Source organism: Ramlibacter sp. PS3R-8 (assembly GCF_037572435.1).
Lineage (GTDB): Bacteria > Pseudomonadota > Gammaproteobacteria > Burkholderiales > Burkholderiaceae_C > Ramlibacter.
In genome coordinates, this window is sequence record NZ_JBBHGT010000004.1 from 244320 (window position 1) to 262465 (window position 18146).

The 18146-nt window shown below is 68.8% G+C and carries 20 protein-coding genes; 13 read left to right on the forward strand and 7 right to left on the reverse strand.

The features are described from left to right. The first annotated feature begins 5 nt into the window (after positions 1 to 5). From WG902_RS16090 to WG902_RS16115, 6 genes are read left to right on the forward strand one after another with little or no spacing between them, the layout of a single operon-like run. Positions 6 to 674: a response regulator gene (locus tag WG902_RS16090; RefSeq protein WP_340061146.1), complete on the forward strand. Its 669-nt coding sequence runs from the start codon at positions 6 to 8 to the stop codon at positions 672 to 674. Next, positions 671 to 2032: an ATP-binding protein gene (locus WG902_RS16095; RefSeq protein WP_340061147.1), complete on the forward strand. Its 1362-nt coding sequence runs from the start codon at positions 671 to 673 to the stop codon at positions 2030 to 2032. Before WG902_RS16090 ends, WG902_RS16095 begins: the two co-directional genes overlap by 4 nt. Before the next feature lie 4 nt (positions 2033 to 2036). Then, complete coding sequence (gene ttcA, locus WG902_RS16100) at positions 2037 to 2960, forward strand: tRNA 2-thiocytidine(32) synthetase TtcA (protein WP_340061148.1); 924 nt, start codon at positions 2037 to 2039, stop codon at positions 2958 to 2960. A gap of 22 nt (positions 2961 to 2982) precedes the next feature. Then, positions 2983 to 3627 (forward strand): histidine phosphatase family protein, encoded by a 645-nt coding sequence (locus tag WG902_RS16105; RefSeq protein WP_340061149.1) that lies wholly within the window; start codon positions 2983 to 2985, stop codon positions 3625 to 3627. Further along, positions 3596 to 4789: a DSD1 family PLP-dependent enzyme gene (locus tag WG902_RS16110; RefSeq protein ID WP_340061150.1), complete on the forward strand. Its 1194-nt coding sequence runs from the start codon at positions 3596 to 3598 to the stop codon at positions 4787 to 4789. The genes WG902_RS16105 and WG902_RS16110 overlap by 32 nt, the downstream gene beginning before the upstream one ends. A gap of 19 nt (positions 4790 to 4808) precedes the next feature. After that, on the forward strand, positions 4809 to 6569 hold the full coding sequence (locus WG902_RS16115; RefSeq protein ID WP_340061151.1) for a lysoplasmalogenase family protein: 1761 nt from the start codon (positions 4809 to 4811) through the stop codon (positions 6567 to 6569). A gap of 144 nt (positions 6570 to 6713) precedes the next feature. On the opposite strand, the gene ruvB is transcribed toward WG902_RS16115, so the two are convergent. Beyond that, entirely contained in the window at positions 6714 to 7772 is a 1059-nt protein-coding gene (gene ruvB, locus WG902_RS16120; RefSeq protein WP_340061152.1) for a Holliday junction branch migration DNA helicase RuvB, read from the reverse strand. Then, on the reverse strand, positions 7769 to 8347 hold the full coding sequence (gene ruvA, locus WG902_RS16125; protein ID WP_340061153.1) for a Holliday junction branch migration protein RuvA: 579 nt from the start codon (positions 8345 to 8347) through the stop codon (positions 7769 to 7771). Before ruvA ends, ruvB begins: the two co-directional genes overlap by 4 nt. A gap of 27 nt (positions 8348 to 8374) precedes the next feature. Between ruvA and WG902_RS16130 the strand changes: the two genes are divergently transcribed. Both WG902_RS16130 and ybeY read left to right on the forward strand, forming a co-directional pair. Continuing rightward, positions 8375 to 9319 carry a PhoH family protein gene (locus WG902_RS16130; protein WP_340061154.1) on the forward strand — a complete coding sequence of 315 codons (945 nt, stop codon included), beginning with the start codon at positions 8375 to 8377 and terminating at the stop codon, positions 9317 to 9319. Further along, positions 9316 to 9765, forward strand: coding sequence for an rRNA maturation RNase YbeY (gene ybeY, locus WG902_RS16135; RefSeq protein ID WP_340061155.1), 450 nt, complete (start codon positions 9316 to 9318; stop codon positions 9763 to 9765). Before WG902_RS16130 ends, ybeY begins: the two co-directional genes overlap by 4 nt. Before the next feature lie 85 nt (positions 9766 to 9850). Here ybeY and dtd read toward each other — a convergent pair whose 3' ends face one another. Together dtd and WG902_RS16145 are read right to left on the reverse strand one after the other, a co-directional pair. Beyond that, the gene (gene dtd, locus WG902_RS16140; RefSeq protein ID WP_340061156.1) at positions 9851 to 10291 is read right to left on the reverse strand and encodes a D-aminoacyl-tRNA deacylase; all 441 of its coding nucleotides are present in this window, start codon (positions 10289 to 10291) and stop codon (positions 9851 to 9853) included. Then, positions 10291 to 11208 carry a cation diffusion facilitator family transporter gene (locus WG902_RS16145; protein ID WP_340061157.1) on the reverse strand — a complete coding sequence of 306 codons (918 nt, stop codon included), beginning with the start codon at positions 11206 to 11208 and terminating at the stop codon, positions 10291 to 10293. The genes dtd and WG902_RS16145 overlap by 1 nt, the downstream gene beginning before the upstream one ends. A 40-nt stretch (positions 11209 to 11248) precedes the next feature. Here WG902_RS16145 and WG902_RS16150 point away from each other — a divergent pair, with 40 nt between their 5' ends. The 4 genes from WG902_RS16150 (at position 11249) to WG902_RS16165 (ending at position 14616) form a co-directional block, all read left to right on the forward strand. Beyond that, entirely contained in the window at positions 11249 to 12703 is a 1455-nt protein-coding gene (locus tag WG902_RS16150) for a sensor histidine kinase (protein WP_340061158.1), read from the forward strand. Then, positions 12700 to 13326: a response regulator transcription factor gene (locus WG902_RS16155; RefSeq protein ID WP_340061159.1), complete on the forward strand. Its 627-nt coding sequence runs from the start codon at positions 12700 to 12702 to the stop codon at positions 13324 to 13326. Before WG902_RS16150 ends, WG902_RS16155 begins: the two co-directional genes overlap by 4 nt. A 103-nt stretch (positions 13327 to 13429) precedes the next feature. Beyond that, positions 13430 to 13921: a GlcG/HbpS family heme-binding protein gene (locus tag WG902_RS16160; protein ID WP_340061160.1), complete on the forward strand. Its 492-nt coding sequence runs from the start codon at positions 13430 to 13432 to the stop codon at positions 13919 to 13921. Beyond that, positions 13918 to 14616 (forward strand): ankyrin repeat domain-containing protein, encoded by a 699-nt coding sequence (locus WG902_RS16165; protein ID WP_340061161.1) that lies wholly within the window; start codon positions 13918 to 13920, stop codon positions 14614 to 14616. Before WG902_RS16160 ends, WG902_RS16165 begins: the two co-directional genes overlap by 4 nt. A 4-nt stretch (positions 14617 to 14620) precedes the next feature. Here WG902_RS16165 and vapC read toward each other — a convergent pair whose 3' ends face one another. Genes vapC through tyrS form a run of 3 tightly spaced genes read right to left on the reverse strand, consistent with a single transcriptional unit; the run spans position 14621 to position 16595 of the window. Then, positions 14621 to 15028, reverse strand: a complete 408-nt coding sequence (vapC, locus tag WG902_RS16170; protein ID WP_340061162.1) for a type II toxin-antitoxin system VapC family toxin — start codon at positions 15026 to 15028, stop codon at positions 14621 to 14623. Further along, a complete protein-coding gene (locus WG902_RS16175; RefSeq protein WP_340061163.1) occupies positions 15028 to 15318 on the reverse strand; it encodes a type II toxin-antitoxin system VapB family antitoxin in 291 nt (96 codons plus the stop codon). Before WG902_RS16175 ends, vapC begins: the two co-directional genes overlap by 1 nt. Before the next feature lie 41 nt (positions 15319 to 15359). Further along, the gene (tyrS, locus tag WG902_RS16180) at positions 15360 to 16595 is read right to left on the reverse strand and encodes a tyrosine--tRNA ligase (RefSeq protein WP_340061164.1); all 1236 of its coding nucleotides are present in this window, start codon (positions 16593 to 16595) and stop codon (positions 15360 to 15362) included. Between the two features lie 175 nt (positions 16596 to 16770). On the opposite strand from tyrS, the gene WG902_RS16185 reads away from it, so the two are divergent. Next, entirely contained in the window at positions 16771 to 18141 is a 1371-nt protein-coding gene (locus WG902_RS16185) for a M23 family metallopeptidase (protein ID WP_340061165.1), read from the forward strand. Positions 18142 to 18146 lie beyond the last annotated feature (5 nt).

Sequence of the window (18146 nt, forward strand, 5' to 3'; positions counted from 1 at the left end):
GCACCATGCGCATCCTGCTGGCCGAAGACGATCCGCTCCTGGGGGACGGACTGCAGTCGGGGCTGCGCCAGCGCGGCTTCCAGGTGGATTGGGTGCGCGACGGCGCCGCGGCCGACCGAGAGCTGCGTGCGGGCGTGCATGACGCCGCCGTGCTGGACCTGGGCCTGCCACGCAAGGATGGATTCGAGGTGCTCTCCAGCTTGCGCGCCCAGGGCGTGCGCACGCCGGTGCTGGTGCTCACCGCGCGCGACGCCGTGCGGGATCGCGTGCGCGGGCTGGACCTGGGGGCCGACGACTACGTGCTCAAGCCGGTGGACCTGGACGAACTGGCGGCGCGGCTGCGTGCGCTGGTGCGGCGGGCCCACGGCCAGCCGCAGGAGGTGTTGCGCGCGCAGGATGTCGCGCTGGATCCGGCCGCGCGCACGGTCCGGCTCGCCGGCCACCCGGTGGCGCTGGCCGCGCGCGAATACGACCTGCTGCTGGCGTTGATGCTCGGCGCCGGCCGGGTGTTGTCGCGCGAGCAGCTGGAGCAGCGCCTCTACAGCTGGGGGCGGGAGGTGGAAAGCAACGCGGTGGAGGTGCACATGCACCACCTGCGGCGCAAGCTCGCCCCCACCGTGGTCCAGACCGTGCGCGGCGTGGGCTACGTGCTGCCGCGCGAGGCACCGGCGTGAAGCCGCCGGCCTCGCTGCAGGGACGCCTGCTGCTGCTGGTGCTGTCCGTGTCGCTCGCGGTGTGGCTGGCGACCGCGGCCATCGCCTGGAGGGACGCCAGCCACGAACTGGACGAACTGCTCGATGGCCACCTTGCGCAGTCCGCCGCGTTGCTGGCCGCGCAAGGGGTGGGCGCCGACGACGACGACGAGGAGGTCGACGCACCGGTGCTGCACCGCTATGCGCCCAAGGTGGCGTTCCAGGTCTTCCACGATCAGAGGCTGGTGCTGCGCTCGCCCAACGCGCCGCGGGAGCCCATGGTCGCGGGCGACGCCAGCCCGAGCGGCTTTCATGACGTCCGCCTGCAGGGCCAGCGCTGGCGGGTGTTCGCCGCCCATGGAGCCGAGCGCGACATCCAGGTCTTCGTGGGGGAGCAGCAGCGTTCCCGCGCGGAGATCCTGGTGGCGGTGCTGCGCAGCGGCGTGTGGCCGGTGGCGCTCGGACTGCCACTGCTGGCCCTCGCGCTGTGGTGGGCCGTGCGCCGCGGGGTGCGCCCCTTGCGCACCTTGGGCGAGGCGGTCGCGCGGCGCCACGGCTCCGACCTGCAGCCGCTGCAGCTGGGCGATGCCCCCTCGGAAATCCGGCCGCTGGTGGCCGCGCTCGACCAGCTGTTCGGCCGCATCGCCGGCCTGCTGGAACGCGAGCGGCGCTTCAGCGCCGATGCCGCGCACGAACTGCGCACGCCCATCGCCGCCATCCGCGCGCAGGCGCAAGTGGCGCTGGGGGCGGTGGAGGAATCGCAGCGGCGCCACGCGCTGGAGGCCACGCTGGCGGGTTGCGATCGCGCGACGCGGCTCGTGGAACAGTTGCTGATGCTGTCGCGGCTGGAAGCCGCGCAAGCCCCGATTCTCCGGCCGGTCGATCTCGCCGCGGTGGCCCGGCGTGTCATGGCGGAGCTGGCGCCCGCCAGCCTGGCGCGGCAGCAGTCGATGTCGCTGGCCGCCGGTCCGCGCGCCGTGGTGGCGGGTGACGAGCCCCTGCTCGCGGCGCTGGTGCGCAACCTTGTGGACAACGCGGTGCGGTACGCACCGTGCGGCGCCCGCATCGAGGTGCGCATCGACAGCGATGGAGCCGGAGTCATGCTCTGCGTGGAGGACAGCGGCCCCGGCCTGGCGGCAGGCGAGCTGGAGCGGCTCGGCCAGCGCTTCTTCCGCGCCGCAGGTCAGGAGATGGCCGGCAGCGGCCTGGGTTGGTCGATCGTGCAACGCATCGTGCAAGCCCACGGCGGCCGCCTCGCCGCGGACAGATCCCCCCTGCTCGGTGGTTTGCGGGTCACGGCGCACTTCCCCGGCGGGCACGATGCCGCGGTGCGAAAATAGCCGGATGAGCGCCGTCTGGATCGAACCCGAAGCCACCCCGCACGAGGCGCGCCTGCGCATCGAGCGCGAGGACCACAAGCTGGAGAAGCGGCTGTGCCGCCTGGTCGGCCAGGCCATCGGCGACTACCACATGGTCGAGGAAGGCGACAGGGTGATGGTCTGCCTGTCGGGCGGCAAGGACAGCTACGCCCTGCTGGACATCCTGCTGAAGATGCAGCAACGGGCGCCAGTCCGCTTCGACATCGTCGCGGTGAACCTGGACCAGAAGCAGCCGGGTTTTCCAGCGCACGTGCTGCCCGACTACCTGAAGGCGCTCGGCGTGCCCTTCCACATCGAGGAGCAGGACACCTACTCGATCGTCAAGGACAAGATCCCCGAGGGCAAGACGATGTGCAGCCTGTGCAGTCGCCTGCGCCGCGGCATCCTGTACCGCGTCGCGGACGAATTGGGCGCCACCAAGCTCGCCCTGGGCCACCACCGCGACGACATGCTGCAGACGCTGTTCCTCAACATGTTCTTCGGCGGCAAGCTCAAGGGCATGCCGCCCAAGCTGGTCAGCGACGACGGCAGGCACATGGTGATCCGCCCGCTGGCCTATGTGAACGAGGCGGACCTGGTGCGCTGGGCCGAGGTGCAGGCCTTCCCGCTCATCCCCTGCACGCTGTGCGGCAGCCAGGAGAACCTGCAGCGCAAGCAGGTGGGCGCCATGCTGAAAGACTGGGAGAAGCGTTTTCCCGGCCGGCTGGACAACATGCTGCACGCGCTGCAGAACGTGGTGCCTTCCCACCTGGCGGACACGACGCTGCACGATTTCAGGAACCTCAGCGCCACGGGCATCGCCAGCGCGGATGGCGACCGGGCCTTCGATCCCGAGGACTTCCCGCAGCCGGCTGTCGTGCCCGCAAAAATTTCGCTCCGGCGTCTGTAAAGCCCTCCCTACAATGTCCCCGATGGAAGCCACGCGCATCATCGCCATCCGGCATGGCGAGACGCCCTGGAACGTGGATGCCCGCATCCAGGGGCAGCTCGACATCCAGCTGAACGACACGGGCCGCTGGCAGGCCAAACGGGTGGGCCACGCGCTCACGTCCGAGCAGCTTGCCGCCATCTACTCCAGCGACCTCGGTCGCGCCCACGAGACCGCACGCGCCATCGGAGAGGTGCAGAGCATCTCCGTGGTGGCCCATACCGGGCTGCGCGAGCGGCGCTTCGGCCTTTTCGAAGGCAAGACTTTCGACGAAATCCACCAGACCTGGCCCGAGCACGCGCAGAACTGGAAGCGGCGCCTGCCCGATTGGGAGCCGCCGGAAGGCGGCGAGTCGCTGTTGCAATTGCGCGAGCGCGTCACCCGCACGGTGAGCGACCTGGCGGCGCGCCACCGTGGCGAGCAGATCGCCGTGGTCGCGCACGGCGGGGTGCTCGATACGCTCTACCGCGTGGCCACCGGCCAGGAGGTCAACTCCCCGCGCACGTGGCAGCTGCCGAATGGCGCCATCAACAGGCTGCTGTGGACGCCCGAAGGCTTCACGCTCGTGGGCTGGTCGGACACACAGCACCTGGACCATGCATCCTTCGACGAAAACACCTCTTTCTGACGAACTGCGCCGGCTGATCGGCCAGCCGGTCATCGCGATCGACACTCCCGCCCTCGTGGTCGACCTCGACGCCATGCAGCGCAACCTGGCGCGCATGGCCGACTTCGCCCGCAAGCACGACGTGCGCTGGCGGCCCCACGCCAAGATGCACAAGAGCTCGGCCATCGCGCGGCTGCAGATGCAGGCGGGCGCGGTCGGCGTCTGCGTGCAGAAGACGAGCGAAGCCGAGGCCATGATGGCCGGCGGCGTGAACAACGTCTACATCTCCAACGAGGTGGTGGCGCCGTCGAAGCTGGCGCGCGTGGCCGACCTGGCGCATCGCCTCGCGTCCGAACATGGGCAGCTGGCCATTGCCGTCGACAGCGTCGAAGGCGTCCACCGCCTGGCCAATGCCATGGACGATCGGCGCCGCACCGGCGACGCCGCCGTCATCGACGTGTTCGTGGAGATCGACGTCGGCCAGGGCCGCTGCGGCGTGCCGCCGGGCCGCGCCGGGCTGGACCTGGCGCTCGCGATCCGCAAGCACCCCGCACTGCGCTTTGCCGGGCTGCAGGCCTATCACGGCCGCGCGCAGCACCTGCGCACGCCGCAGGCCCGGCGCGACGCGATCGGCCAGGCTGTGCAGGACGTCTTGTTCACCCGCAAGCTGATCGAAGCCGAAGGCATCCCGGTGGACCTGGTCACCGGGGCCGGCACCGGCAGCATGGTGTGCGAGGCGGCCAGCGGCGTCTACGGCGAGCTGCAGTCCGGCTCCTTCATGTTCATGGACGCGGACTACGCGGCCAATGCGCACGATCCGGCGCAGCCGCAGTTCGAACATGCGCTGTTCGTGAAGTCGCAGATCATGAGCTCGGGACTGCTGCACGCCGTTTGCGACGCCGGCCACAAGGCGCACGCCATCGACTCGGGCCTGCCGGCGGTGCTGGCGCGCCAGCCGACGGGCGAGCTGGAATACGCGAATGGCGGCGACGAGCACGGGCTGTTGCGCCCCAAGGGCGGCAACCAGCGCATCCCGAGGCTGGACGAGACGGTCTGGCTGATCCCCGGCCACTGCGATCCGACGGTCAACCTGCACAACTTCCTGATCGGCGTCGCCGGTGGCCTGGAGAACGGCCGGGTGGACAAGATCATCCGGGTTGACGCCAGAGGCGCGCTGACCTAGGCAGCGCGACAATGGGGCCATGAAGCTGTCCCCGAGCCAGATCATCGTTCTCGCGACGCCGGTCTTCCTGCTCTTGATCGCAGTGGAGATGGCCTGGGGCGCCTGGCGGGGGCGCAACACCTACCGCCTGAACGACGCGATCAACAGCATCTCGCTGGGCATGCTGAGCCAGATCACGGCGGTGCTGACGCGCCTGTTCCGCATCGGCATCTACACCGCCGTGTTCTCGCGGGTGTCCCTGTGGCACAACGACGCGTTCTGGATGTCGCCGGTCGGCTGGCTGCTGGCGCTGGTGTTCTACGACTTCTGCTACTACTGGCTGCACCGCGCGGGACATGAAGTCTCCGTGTTCTGGGCCGCGCACGTCGTGCATCACCAGAGCCAGGACTACAACCTGTCCACGGCGCTGCGCCAGACGAGTTCCGGTGCCCTGCTCGGTTGGATCTTCTACCTGCCGATGGCGCTGGCGGGTGTGCCGCCCCTGGTCTTCGGCGTCGTGGCGCTCATCGACCTGCTGTACCAGTTCTGGGTGCACACGGAGCACGTCGGCAAGCTCGGCTGGTTCGACCGCTGGTTCTGCTCGCCCTCCAACCATCGCGTGCATCACGCCGTCAACGACACCTACCTCGATCGCAATTACGGCGGGGTGCTGGTCATCTGGGACCGCATGTTCGGCAGCTTCCGGGAAGAGGACCAGAAGTGCGTGTACGGCACCCGCGCGCCGCTGCAAAGCTGGGACCCGCTGTGGTCCAACTTCGAGGTGTACTGGGCACTGGCCAGGGACAGCTGGCACGCGCGCTCCTGGGCCGACAAGCTGCGCGTGTGGTTCAAGCCGCCCGGCTGGCGGCCGGCCGATGTGGCGGCGCGGTTTCCCAAGCCGGCGTTCAGCATGGAGGGCGTCACGCGCTACCACCCGCCGATGACATCGGCCATGGCCTGGTTTGCCGGACTGCAATTCACGGTGCTGCTCGGCGGCGTGGCGCTGTTCCTTTGGCATGCGGATCAATTGCCCGTCAGCCAGTCTGCCGTGTGGCTCGCGGCACTGATGGCGTCGCTCTGGGCCATCGGAGCGGCGATGCAGGGCCGCATCGGCATGCTGGAGGTGTTCCTGATCGAAGCCGGTGCGCTGGCCACGGCGTGCGCCGCGCAAGGCTGGATCGACCTGCACCGCGTGTTCAAGCCGCTGGCCATGGTGCTGGCCATCGTGTTCGTCCTGCAGCGCTCGGCGTGGCTGCGCTCGGCGGGCCAGTTCGAGTTCAAGCTGCTGGCGGCGCTGGTGCTGTGCCTGGCGGGGGACGTGCTGCTGATGCTGGAGGGCCTGTTCATTCCCGGGCTCGTGAGCTTCCTGGCGGCGCACCTGTGCTACCTGGCACTGTTCAAGCAAGGCCAGTCGTGGTTCCCGAGCGGGCGGGCGCTCTTCGCCACGCTGGGTGCCGCGGTTGCCATGTACGCCTTCCTGTTCCCCCACCTGGGACCGGTATTGAAGGTCGCGGTGGCCGCGTATGCGGTGGTGATCGCGCTGATGGCGGCGCAGGCGATCGGGCGTGCCGTGGTGTTGCGCGATGCGGCGTCGGTGGCGGTCGCCGTGGGCTCGGTGTTCTTCATGCTCAGCGACACGGTGCTGGCCATCAACCGCTTCGCGCAGCCGCTGCCGCTGGCGCAGTTCTGGGTGCTGGCGACGTATTACGCGGCGCAGGTGTTGATCGTGCGGAACGCGGTGCTTGCAAGTCGGGGTGCCTTCGGCAACCCGACCTACGAATTGAACGCCCGTCCCGCGTAACGCGAATTCAACGCCCGTCAGCGTGACGGGAACTCACCGCCCGCCCCGCGGAGGTCGGGTTGCGCGAAGCGCACCCCGACACATGAACTGACCGCCCGCATCGCGTAGGTCGGGTTGCGCAACGCGCACCCCGACACCGCACGCTCACGCCCCGAACAACCCGCCCTCGGTCTGCGGCGGCGCGACCCCAAGGTGCCGGTACGCCGCCAGCGTCGCGATGCGCCCCCGCGGCGTGCGCTGCAAATATCCCTGCTGGATCAGGTACGGCTCGATCACGTCCTCGATGGTGTCGCGCTCCTCGCCGATGGACGCCGCCACGTTGTCCAGCCCCACCGGGCCGCCGTCGAAGCGGTGGATCACCGCCTCCAGCAGTTTGCGGTCCATGACGTCGAAGCCCAGCGGATCGACGTCCAGCATGGCCAGCGCCTTCTGCGCGATGGCGTCGTCGATTCTCCCGCTGCCCTTGACGTCGGCATAGTCACGCACGCGGCGCAACAGCCGGTTGGCGATGCGCGGCGTGCCGCGCGAGCGGCGGGCGATCTCGGATGCGCCTTCGGCGTCGATCGGCGCCTTCAACAAGCCGGCGCTGCGATGCACGATGCGCGTCAGCTCCTCCGGCGTGTAGAACTCCAGCCGCGCGACGATGCCGAAGCGGTCGCGCAGCGGATTGGTCAGCATGCCGGCGCGCGTGGTGGCGCCCACCAGCGTGAAGGGCTGCAGGTCCAGCTTGATCGAGCGCGCAGCCGGGCCCTCGCCGATCATGATGTCGATCTGGTAGTCCTCCAGCGCCGGATAGAGGATCTCCTCCACCACCGGCGAGAGGCGATGGATCTCGTCGATGAAGAGAACGTCGTTCTTTTCCAGGTTGGTCAGCAGCGCCGCCAGGTCCTTGGGTTTCTCCAGCACCGGGCCCGAGGTCTGGCGCAGGTTCACGCCGAGCTCGTACGCGATGATGTGGGACAACGTGGTCTTGCCCAGGCCGGGCGGACCGAACAGCAGCACGTGGTCCAGCGCCTCGCCGCGCTTGCGGGCGGCACTGATGAAGATCTCCAGCTGTTCGCGTGTCTTGGCCTGGCCGACGTATTCGGCGAGACCCTTCGGGCGCAGTGCGCGCTCCATCGCCTCTTCCGCCGGCGACGCCGGCGCGGCGGAGACGACGCGCTTGGACGGCGGCGGGGCGAAATCGTCCGTTTGAATGCTCATCGTGCCAGTGCCTTCAGCGCCTGCTTGATGCCGTCGCTCACGCTCGCATCCTTGGGCAGCGACTTCAGCGCCGCCTGCGCCTCCTTGTCGCTGTAGCCCAGCGCGACCAGCGCCTGCAGGATGTCGCCCTGCGCGTCGCTCCCTATACCGGCCGCGCCGAGCGCGCCGAGGTCGGCGCCGATCTTCCCCTTCAGCTCCAGCAGCAGGCGCTCCGCCGTCTTCTTGCCGATGCCCGGCACCTTGACGAAGCGGCTCGCGTCCTGCGCCGTCACGGCCTGCGCGATGTCCGTCACGCTCATGCCGCTCAGCACGGACAAGGCGGTGCGCGGCCCCACGCCGGAAATCTTGATGAGTTGGCGAAAGGCCTCGCGCTCGCCCGCCGTGCCGAAGCCGAACAGGATCTGCGCATCCTCGCGCACGACGAAGTGCGTCAGCAGCGACACCTTGTCGCCCAGGCCCGGCAAGTTGAAGAACGTGCTCATGGGCACGTCCACCTCGTAGCCGACGCCCTGGCAATCCACCAGCACCTGCGGCGGATTCTTTTCGCTCAACGTCCCCGTCAATCTGCCTATCATTGCGGTCCCTCTGAAGAGATTATCAGCTTGATTCTCCGGCACGCCTTCACTCCCCTGAACAACAGCCGCCTCTCGCACCTGGGCGGCCCCATGGACGAACACCTGCGCACCATCGAGTCGGCGCTGCAGGTGCGCATCTCCCGCCGCGGCGAGCACTTTCGGGTGGAGGGTCCCAAGGCCAGGGCCGAAAGGGCGATGGAAGTGCTGCAGGCGCTGTACGAGATGGCGGGCCGCACGATTTCCAGGGAGAAGGTGCAGTTGATGCTGGCCGGCGACGAAGCCCCGCTGGCGAAGGACGCCGAGGGCTCGCTGGTGCTGCACACGCGCCGCACCGACCTGAAGCCGCGCACGCCCACCCAGAGCGTGTATCTCGAGAACATCGCCAGCCACGACATCACCTTCGGCATCGGCCCGGCGGGCACCGGCAAGACCTACCTGGCCGTGGCCTGCGCCGTCGACGCCCTGGAGCGCAGTGCCGTGCAGCGCATCGTGCTCACGCGCCCCGCGGTGGAGGCCGGGGAAAAGCTCGGATTCCTGCCCGGCGACCTGACGCAGAAGGTGGACCCGTATTTGCGCCCGCTGTACGACGCGCTGTACGAGCTGATGGGACTGGAGCGGGTGACGAAGGCGTTCGAGCGCCAGGCGCTCGAGATCGCGCCGCTGGCTTTCATGCGCGGGCGCACGCTGAACAATGCGTTCGTGATCCTGGACGAGGCGCAGAACACCACGTCCGAGCAGATGAAGATGTTCCTCACCCGCATCGGCTTCGGCAGCAAGTGCGTGGTGACCGGGGACGTGAGCCAGATCGACCTGCCCAAGGGCATGCCTTCGGGCCTGATCGAAGCGGAGCACATCCTCCGGCGCGTCAAGGGCATCGCCCACACGCGCTTCACCAGCGCAGATGTGGTGCGGCACCCGCTGGTGGCGCGCATCGTCGATGCCTACGACGCGGCGCGCAAGTCCGAGAAATGACCGCGGCGCTCGACTTGTCGCTGCAGTTCGGTGCTTTCCCGGGCGCAGCGGCGCACCGGCAGGTGTTGCGTTCGGCACGCGTGCGCCGGTGGGTCGCGATGGCGCTGGTCCGCCCCGCCGAAATCGCCGTGCGCATCGTCGGCAGCGAGGAAGGCCAGTCCCTCAATCGCCAGTACCGCGACAAGGACTACGCCACCAACGTGCTGACCTTCGACTATGCCCGCGAGCCGGTCGTCTCCGCCGACCTGGTGCTGTGCGCGCCGGTGGTGGAACGGGAAGCGCGGGAGCAAGGCAAGACGCTGGAGGCGCACTACGCGCATTTGCTGGTGCATGGGACCCTGCATGCGCAGGGGTATGACCATGAAACCACCGATCTCGAAGCGGCCGAGATGGAAGCGCTGGAGGTGCTGCTGCTGGGGGCGTTGGGGTACGCGAACCCTTATTGAGGTGTCGGGGTGCGCGTTGCGCAACCCGACCTACAGAGTGGGGCGCCGTTGCGTAGGTCGGGTTGCGCAACGCGCACCCCGACACTCACCGCACGGTCATGGGGATGGTGACCGGCCCATCATTCACGAGATGCACCTGCATGTCCGCCGCGAACTCGCCGGTCTGGACGACCGGATGCACCAAGCGCGCTTGGGCGACCACGTACTCGTACAGCCGCCGCCCCTCCTCCGGCGGCGCCGCATTCGTGAAGCTCGGCCGGTTCCCTCCGCTCGTGTCCGCCGCCAGCGTGAACTGGCTGACCAGCAGCAGCCCACCCTGCACGTCCTGCACGCTGCGGTTCATCTTGCCGGCGTCGTCGCTGAAGATGCGCAGCTTCAACAGCTTGGCCAGCAGCTTGTCCGCCTGCGCTTCGCCGTCTCCGCGCTCCGCGCACACCAGCACGAGCACGCCCTGGCCGATCTCGCCGATGGTGCGGCCGTCCACCACCACGCGCGCCTCGCTCACCCTCTGCACCACCGCGAGCATCAGATCAGGTCCTTCTCGTCGTCGAAATGCGCTTCCACGTTCGTGGGCAGCAGCTGGATCGTGGCCCGCAAGCCGGGCACCGCACTCATCAGGGCCTGTTCGACCGAACCGCGCAGTGCCGCGGCCCGGCCCAGCGTCCAGTCGGCCGGCATGTGCATGTGCAGGTCGACGAAGCGCCGCTGGCCGGAGCGCCGGGTGGAAACGTGGTCGAAGCGGATGGTGCGGTGCTCGAACTGCGCCAGCGTCTTCTCGATCTCGGCGATCACCTCGGCCTCCAGGGCGCGGTCCATCAATCCCTCGCTGGAACGCCAGACCAGGTGCACCCCTTCCCGCAGGATGTTCAGCGCCACGAGGATGCCGACCACCGGGTCCAGCCACAGCCAGTCCGTCGCGATCACCAGGCCGATGCCGACGACCACGCCCACCGACGTCCACACGTCCGTCAGCAGGTGGCGCGCATCGCCCTCGAGCGCCATGGAGCGGTGCGTCCGCCCCGACTGGAACATCAACCAGGCGAGGCCGCCGTTCAATGCGGAGCTCGCCACCGAGAGCGCGAGGCCGACGCCGACCTGCTCCAGCGGCTGCGGGTCCTGCAGGCGCAGCAGCGCGGCCCACAGGATGCCGGCTGCGGCCACCATGATCAGCAGGCCCTCGAAGCCGGCGGAGAAGTATTCCGCCTTGTGGTGCCCGTAAGGGTGATCTTCGTCGGCGGGACGCAGCGCGATCTTCACCATCAGCAGGGCGAACAGCGCGCCGGCCAGGTTGACGAAGGACTCCATCGCGTCGGAGAGCAGGCCCACGGAGCCGGTGAGCCACCAGGCCAGGCCTTTCAGGATGATGGTCACCACGGCCACCGCGACGGACCAGCGCAGCAGCACCTGGGGTGGGATGCGGCTGGCGGCAAGGGCGAGGGACATGCGCAGATTGTGCTGCACGGCAGCGTGCAAGAATCGGCGCATGCGACTGCCCGGCCGCCATCGCGGCTCCCTCCTGCTGTGGCTTGGCCTCACGGCCGTCGGCTGCGTGGGACTGGCGCGCATGGAGCTGGCGCGCCTGCAGGATGCGTTCGAGACGGATGCGCGCATCGCCCACCGCCTGCTCAGCCAGAGGGTCGTGCAGCACGATGCGATCCTGGCCACCCTCGCGTTGCTGCAGCCGGCTGCCGGCGCGGGCAGCGCGGAGCAGCGCCTGCCGGCGCTGTACCCGCAGATCCTCTCCGTGCAGCGGCGCGAAGCGGATGCGGCCTGGAGCGATGCCGCCCTCACCAGCGCCGAGGCGCAGTCGCGCACGGCACGCCGTCCGGCACTCGCGGATGTCGACTTCCCCGCCGGCCGCTACCGTGTCGTGCTGGCGGCGCAGCCCGCCAGCTACGCCGCGACCTTCGACCTGCGCCAGGTCGTGCCGTGGCAGGAATGGCCGATGGACCCCCGGTCGAGTGCCGTCCGGGTGGCGCTGGCGCACTCCGGGCAAAGCTTCGTGCTGCAGGAGGGGCGCGGCGACGGCCCCTGGTCCTTCGCGTTCCACAAACACCTGGCAGCGGACAGCCAGCCCTTCGACGTGGTGGCGCGCCGCAATGTCGGCTGGCAGGAATTGCCATGGCCGTGGATGCTGGCGTGGGCGGCGCTGATGGCCGCGCTGGTGTCCGCGTGGGCGTGGCTGCGCCTGCAGCAGGCGGAACGTCAACGCGCCGAGGAGCTGCTGCGTCTCGGCCAGGTGGCGCGCCTGAACACGCTGGGCGAACTGGCCGCGGGCATGGCCCATGAACTGAACCAGCCGCTGGCGGCGTTGCTGGCGAACACCCAGGCCGCCCGCCGCCTGCTCGACGACGACGAGCCGGACAAGGAGACTGCGCGCGGCGCCATGCGCCAGGCGGAAGAGCAGGCACGCCGTGCCGCCGACGTGGTGGCGCGCTTGCGCCGTGGCGTCGAGCGGCCCGGAGTCTCGGCGACGCTGCAGCCCGTGGTGCTGTCGCAAGCGGTGCGCAATGCCTTCTACCTGCTGGAGCCGGAATTCGCTCGCCGGCAGGTGGCGCCGCGCCTCGAGGCGGGTGCACGCGACGTGGCGGTGCAGGCGGAACCCGTGGCGCTGGAGCAGATCATCCACAACCTCCTGACCAATGCACTGCAGGCGCTGGACCAGGTGCCGCCGCAGGAGCGCACGCTCTCGGTTCGCGTGCAGCAGGACGCGCACCACGGGGCGCTGACGGTGGACGACAGCGGACCCGGCATCCCGCCCGAGGTGCTGCCGCGGATCTTCGAGCCCTTCTTCACGACGCGCGAACACGGGTTGGGCCTGGGCCTGAGCCTGTGCGAAAGCCTTGCTTCGGGAATGGGCGGGCTGCTTGCCGTGGAACCTCGTTCGCGGCGCGGCGCGGCCTTCACGCTGCGCCTGCCGCTGGCGTCCCCCGCATGAACGCTCCCCTGTCTCCCCTCGTGCACCTGATCGACGACGACGACGCGGTGCGCAGCAGCCTCGCCCTGCTGATCTCCACCGTGGGCCTGCGCGTGCAGGGCTGGGCGGACCCGCAGCGGTTCCTGCGCGAATTCCCCCGCAACGACATCGGTGCGATCGTGCTCGATGTCCGCATGCCGGGCATCAGCGGGCTGGCGGTGCTGGAAACATTGGTTGCGCAGGGAGTCGACCAGCCGGTGATCATGCTCACGGGGCATGGCACGGTGGAAATGTGCCGTCGCGCCTTCAAGTCGGGCGCGGCGGAATTCCTGGAGAAGCCGGTCGATGACGAGGCGCTGCTGGAGGCACTGCAGAACGCGGTGCGCCAGCACGTGAAGTCGCGCGAGCGGCTCGGCGCGGACCGCGCGGCGCGGGAGCGCTATGCGCAACTGTCGGAGCGTGAACGCGAGGTGGCCGGCCTGATCGTCGAAGGCCTCACCAACAAGGAGATTGGCCGCGCGCTCACGCTCTCCCCCAGGACGGTGGAGACCCATCGCGCCAACCTGTTCGCCAAGCTGCAGGCGGAGTCGCTGGCGCAGTTGATCCGGCGCTACGGTTCCCTCATCGACGAGGGAAATGCCTGAAGCCCCCGCTCCGTATTTCTACGGAGCCCTGCGCGTAGCCGTACGAATGTTCGCGGCGGCGCCGAATTCCTACAGTTCTCCCACACCAACCAGGAGAACCCCCATGCGCTTCATCGCTACCGCCCTCGCCACCTCCCTCGCTCTTGCCGCCTTCGGCTCCCACGCCCAGGGCGTGCGCACCGAACGCACCCTCTCCCTCGCGCTGGCGAGCCAGATCGCCACCGAGGCGGTGAATGCGTGCACCGCCGCCGGCTATGCGGTTGCCGCCACGGTGGTGGACCGCTCCGGCACCGTGCGCGCCGTGATGCGGGCCGACAACGCCGGTCCGCACACGTTGGCCGCCAGCCATGACAAGGCCTTCACTTCCGCCTCGGCGAAGAACAGCACGCTGGCCATGATGGAAGGCGCACAGAAGAATCCGGCTGCCGCCAACCTGGTGAACATCCCGGGCTTCCTGCTGCTGGGCGGCGGCGTGCCGATCAAGATCGGCAACGACACCATCGGCGCCATCGGCATCGGTGGTGCGCCCGGCGGCCACCTGGACGAACAATGCGCCATCGCCGCCATCGACAAGGTGAAAGGACAACTGCAATGAACCCGCTGCGCCCCCTGCTCGTTTCCATCCTGCTGGCCTTCGGCGCCTTGGGCGCCGCCACGGTGCAGGCGCAGTCCGGCCCCGGCGCCGCGGAAGCCGCGCGTTACCAGGGACTGCATGCGGCGGCGCACGCCGGCGATGCCTCACGCGTCGCGTCCCTGGCCAAAAGCGGCGCGGACCTGAACGCCCGCGACGGCAACGGCCGCACGCCGCTGCATGTAGCGACCTTCGCGAAGCAACGCGCGGCCGTGCAGGCACTGGCCAAGGCAGGCGCGAAGCTGGACTTGCTGGAGAACGACCGCTACGACGCAGTGACCATCGCTTCCGTCGCGAACGACGAGGAGACCCTGCGCCTGCTGCTGTCGCTGGGCGCCAGCGCCAGGCAGGTGACCAGCCGCTACGACGGCACGGCGCTCATCGCCGCCGCGCACCTGGGGCACGCAGGCGTGGTGAGGCAGCTCATCGCCGCCGGCGCGCCGCTCGATCACGTCAACAACCTGCACTGGACGGCGACGATCGAAGCCGTTGTGCTGGGGGACGGTGGTGCGCGCCACCAGGCGACGCTGAAGGCATTGGTCGATGCCAAGGCCAACCTGCAACTGGCCGACCGCGAAGGCCGCACCCCGCTCCAGCTGGCCAAGGCGCGTGGTTATGCGGAGATGGTGAAGATGCTGGAGGCGGCGGGAGCGCGATGACAAGCTAGTGCGGACGGCCGGGGTACACCAGCAACGCGGGTTCGATTTGCGCCAGCGCGTTGAAGTCCTTGTCGTTGTGGACCAGGAGGGCGCCATGCTCCAAGGCGATGGCCGCGATCAGGCAGTCGTTCGGCTTGCGGATGGTGAACCCGGCCTGCCGGGCCCGGCGGTACAGGATGGCCGCGATTTCGTAGGTCGACCACTCCCGCGGTTCGAGCAGCAGCATGGCGGAGAGCATGTCGCGCAAAGCGTCGAAGCCACGATCGCTCCGGGCGCCCTGCAGCACTTCCTGGTAGATCACCCCCGTGAGCGCCACCTCTTCCTGGCCCTCACGCATGTCCACATAGCGGGTGGCATCGGTTTCGGCGCCCCGCGACCGGTCGATCCAGACGGAAGAGTCCACCAGCAACATCAGCGCTTCCGTTTCCTGGATGGCGATGTCTCGGGCGGAGGAACCGGGTACCGATAGGACGCGCGCGGCTGTTCAACGCGGTATTTGCCGAACTCTTCGGGCGTGGACGCCTTCGGGTCGTAAGCGGGATCGATGTCACCGACACCGAAGAAATCGCGAAAGCGCGGACGCTTGGCGCGGGCGACCATCTCGCGCAAGGCGCGATCCACCACTTCCCGCTTGCTGCGCGCACCCGACACCTTCAGCGCCTCGGCCACGAGGTCGTCGTCGATGTCGATGTTGGTGATCATGGCCCGAATTGTACATTCGACCCACAAAATTGCCACACCGGCTATCCGAGCGTCACCCTGGCAAACTTCCTCTTCCCCACCTGCACGACATAGGTTCCAGCCCCCAGCTTGAGCCCCTTGTCACTGACGACGGACGAATCGATCCGCACCCCGCCGCCCTCGATCAGCCGGTTCGCCTCGCTCGTCGACGGCGCCAGGTTCGCCTGCTTGAGCAATTGCGCGATCCCGAGCGGCGCGCCGGGCAGCGTCACTTCCGGGATCTCATCCGGCACCCCGCCCTTGCTGCGATTCACGAAGTCCTGCTCCGCCGCGGCCGCCGCAGCCGGCGAGTGGAAGCGCGCGGTGATCTCCTTGGCCAGGGCCACCTTCGCGTCGCGCGGGTTGCGGCCACCGTCCACTTCCTTTTTCAACGCAGCAATGTCCGCCTCGCTGCGGAAGCTGAGCAGCGTGTACCAGCGCCACATCAGGGTGTCGGAGATGGACATCGCCTTGGCGAACATCGTGTTCGGATCCTCGGAGATGCCGATGTAGTTGTTCTTGCTCTTCGACATCTTGTCGACGCCGTCGAGGCCTTCCAGCAACGGCATGGTCAGGATGCACTGTGGCTCCTGCCCGTACTCGGCTTGCAGGTGTCGACCCATCAGCAGGTTGAACTTCTGGTCGGTGCCGCCCAGTTCGAGGTCGCTCTTCAGGGCGACGGAGTCGTAGCCCTGCATCAGCGGGTAGAGGAATTCGTGGACGGAGATCGAGCGCCCGTCCTTGAAGCGCTTGTTGAAGTCGTCGCGCTCCATCATCCGGGCCACCGTGTACTTGGCCGCCAGCTGGATCATCCCGCGGGCGCCCAGCGGGTCGCTCCATTCGCTGTTGTAGCGAAGCTCGGTGCGGGCGGGATCCAGGATCTTGTCCGCCTGGGCGCGGTAGGTCTCGGCATTGACCTTGATCTGCTCGGCCGTCAGGGGCGGCCGGGTGGTGTTGCGACCGGACGGGTCGCCGATCATGGAGGTGAAGTCGCCGATCAGGAAAATAACGGTATGGCCGAGGTCCTGGAGCTGACGCAATTTGTTCAGTACCACGGTGTGTCCGACATGAATGTCGGGCGCGGTGGGGTCCAGGCCCAGCTTGATGCGCAGCGGCACCCCCGTGGCCTCCCACCGAGCCAGTTTTTTTGTCCACTCATCCGCTGGGATCAGCTCCTCCGCGCCGCGCATGGTGACCGCCAGTGCCTCCCGGACACGCTCGCTCAGGACCGGCGGGTTTGTAACAAGCTCTTGATTCATAAGGAGTTTTTCGTGGGAGAGCCGCTGTTTTGGCTATACTCGCGGCTCGCAGGGCGCCAGCCGATTCTAGTTGCGGCGCCATTGCGCCATCGGCTGCGCCCCCAGCGCGACGCAGGACAACGGCGATCAGGCATGTAGGATGCTTGCCTACAGCGCCAGGCTCACAAGGACGAATTTGAAGCAATCTTGGATCACCGCCGGGAAGGAGCTCGTTTCGCGCGCAGGCCATGCGCTCGAACACCACCCGCGCCAGGTCACGGCGTTGCTCGCGGCCATCCTGTTGTGCGGCGGCGGCGGCGCCTTCGCCGTGGCGTCGCTGGGGCCGGATCCTTCGATGCTGCCGGTACGGCAAATCCTCGAGAACGTGCAGCCCTTGCCGCTGGCGGAGCAATCCGAGGCCCTGGACACCTGGCAATTCAACCTTTACCGCAGCGAGGCCGTGCGCCCCACGGACACCGCCGAGTCGCTGCTCGGCCGCCTGGGCGTAAACGACGCCGGTGCGGCCGCTTTCCTGCGGAACGACCCCTCCGCGCGCCAGCTCGTGCTGGGCGCCCCGGGCCGGCTGGTCCACGTGGAAGCCACCGGCAACCACGAACTGCAACGCCTGACCGTGCGCTGGACGACCGTGGAAGGCAGCCAGCTTCCCACCACGTTCAAGCGCCTGGTCGTCGAGCGCCAGGACGACGGCCCCTTCACCACCCGCATCGAGACGGCGCCCCTGGTCGCGTCCCTGCGCGTGGGCAGCGGCACCATCCGCAGCTCGCTGTTCGGCGCCGCGGACGAAGCCGGCATCCCCGATGCCATCACCGTTCAGATGGTGGACATCTTCGCCGGCGAGATCGACTTTCATCGCCGCCTGCGCGTGGGCGACCGCTTCGCGCTGGTCTACGAAACGCTGGAAGCCGACGGCGAGCCGATGCGCACCGGCCGCGTGCTGTCCGCGCAGTTCGTCAATGCCGGCCGCCAGCTCCAGGCGATCTGGTTCCAGGAGCCGGGCACCAACGGCGGCTACTTCGACTTCGACGGCAGGAGCCTCGAGCGCGCCTTCCTCGCCTCCCCCATGGAAGTGACCCGCATCACCAGCGGCTTCTCCATGCGCATGCACCCCATCCTGCATAGCTGGCGCGCCCACAAGGGCGTGGACTACGGCGCGCCCACCGGGGCGCCGGTGCGGTCTGTCGGCGACGGCACCGTCGAATTCGCCGGCCAGATGGGCGGCTACGGCAACGTGGTCAAGGTCAATCACGGCAAGGGCGACATCACGCTGTACGCCCACCTCAGCCGCATGGACGTGCGCCAGGGCCAGCCCGTGCAGCGCGGCCAGCGCCTGGGTGGCGTCGGTTCCACCGGCTGGGCCACCGGCCCGCACCTGCACTTCGAGTTTCACCAGAACGGTACGCAGCGCGACCCGATGGAAGTGGCTCGCCAGAGCAAGAGCATCGAGCTCTCCGCCCAGGCCCGCCCGCAGTTCACGCTTGCGGCGCGCGCGATGCACGCGCAACTGGCCGCCGCCGCGTCCGCGAACCTGGTCGCGTCGGCTCGCTGACCGCT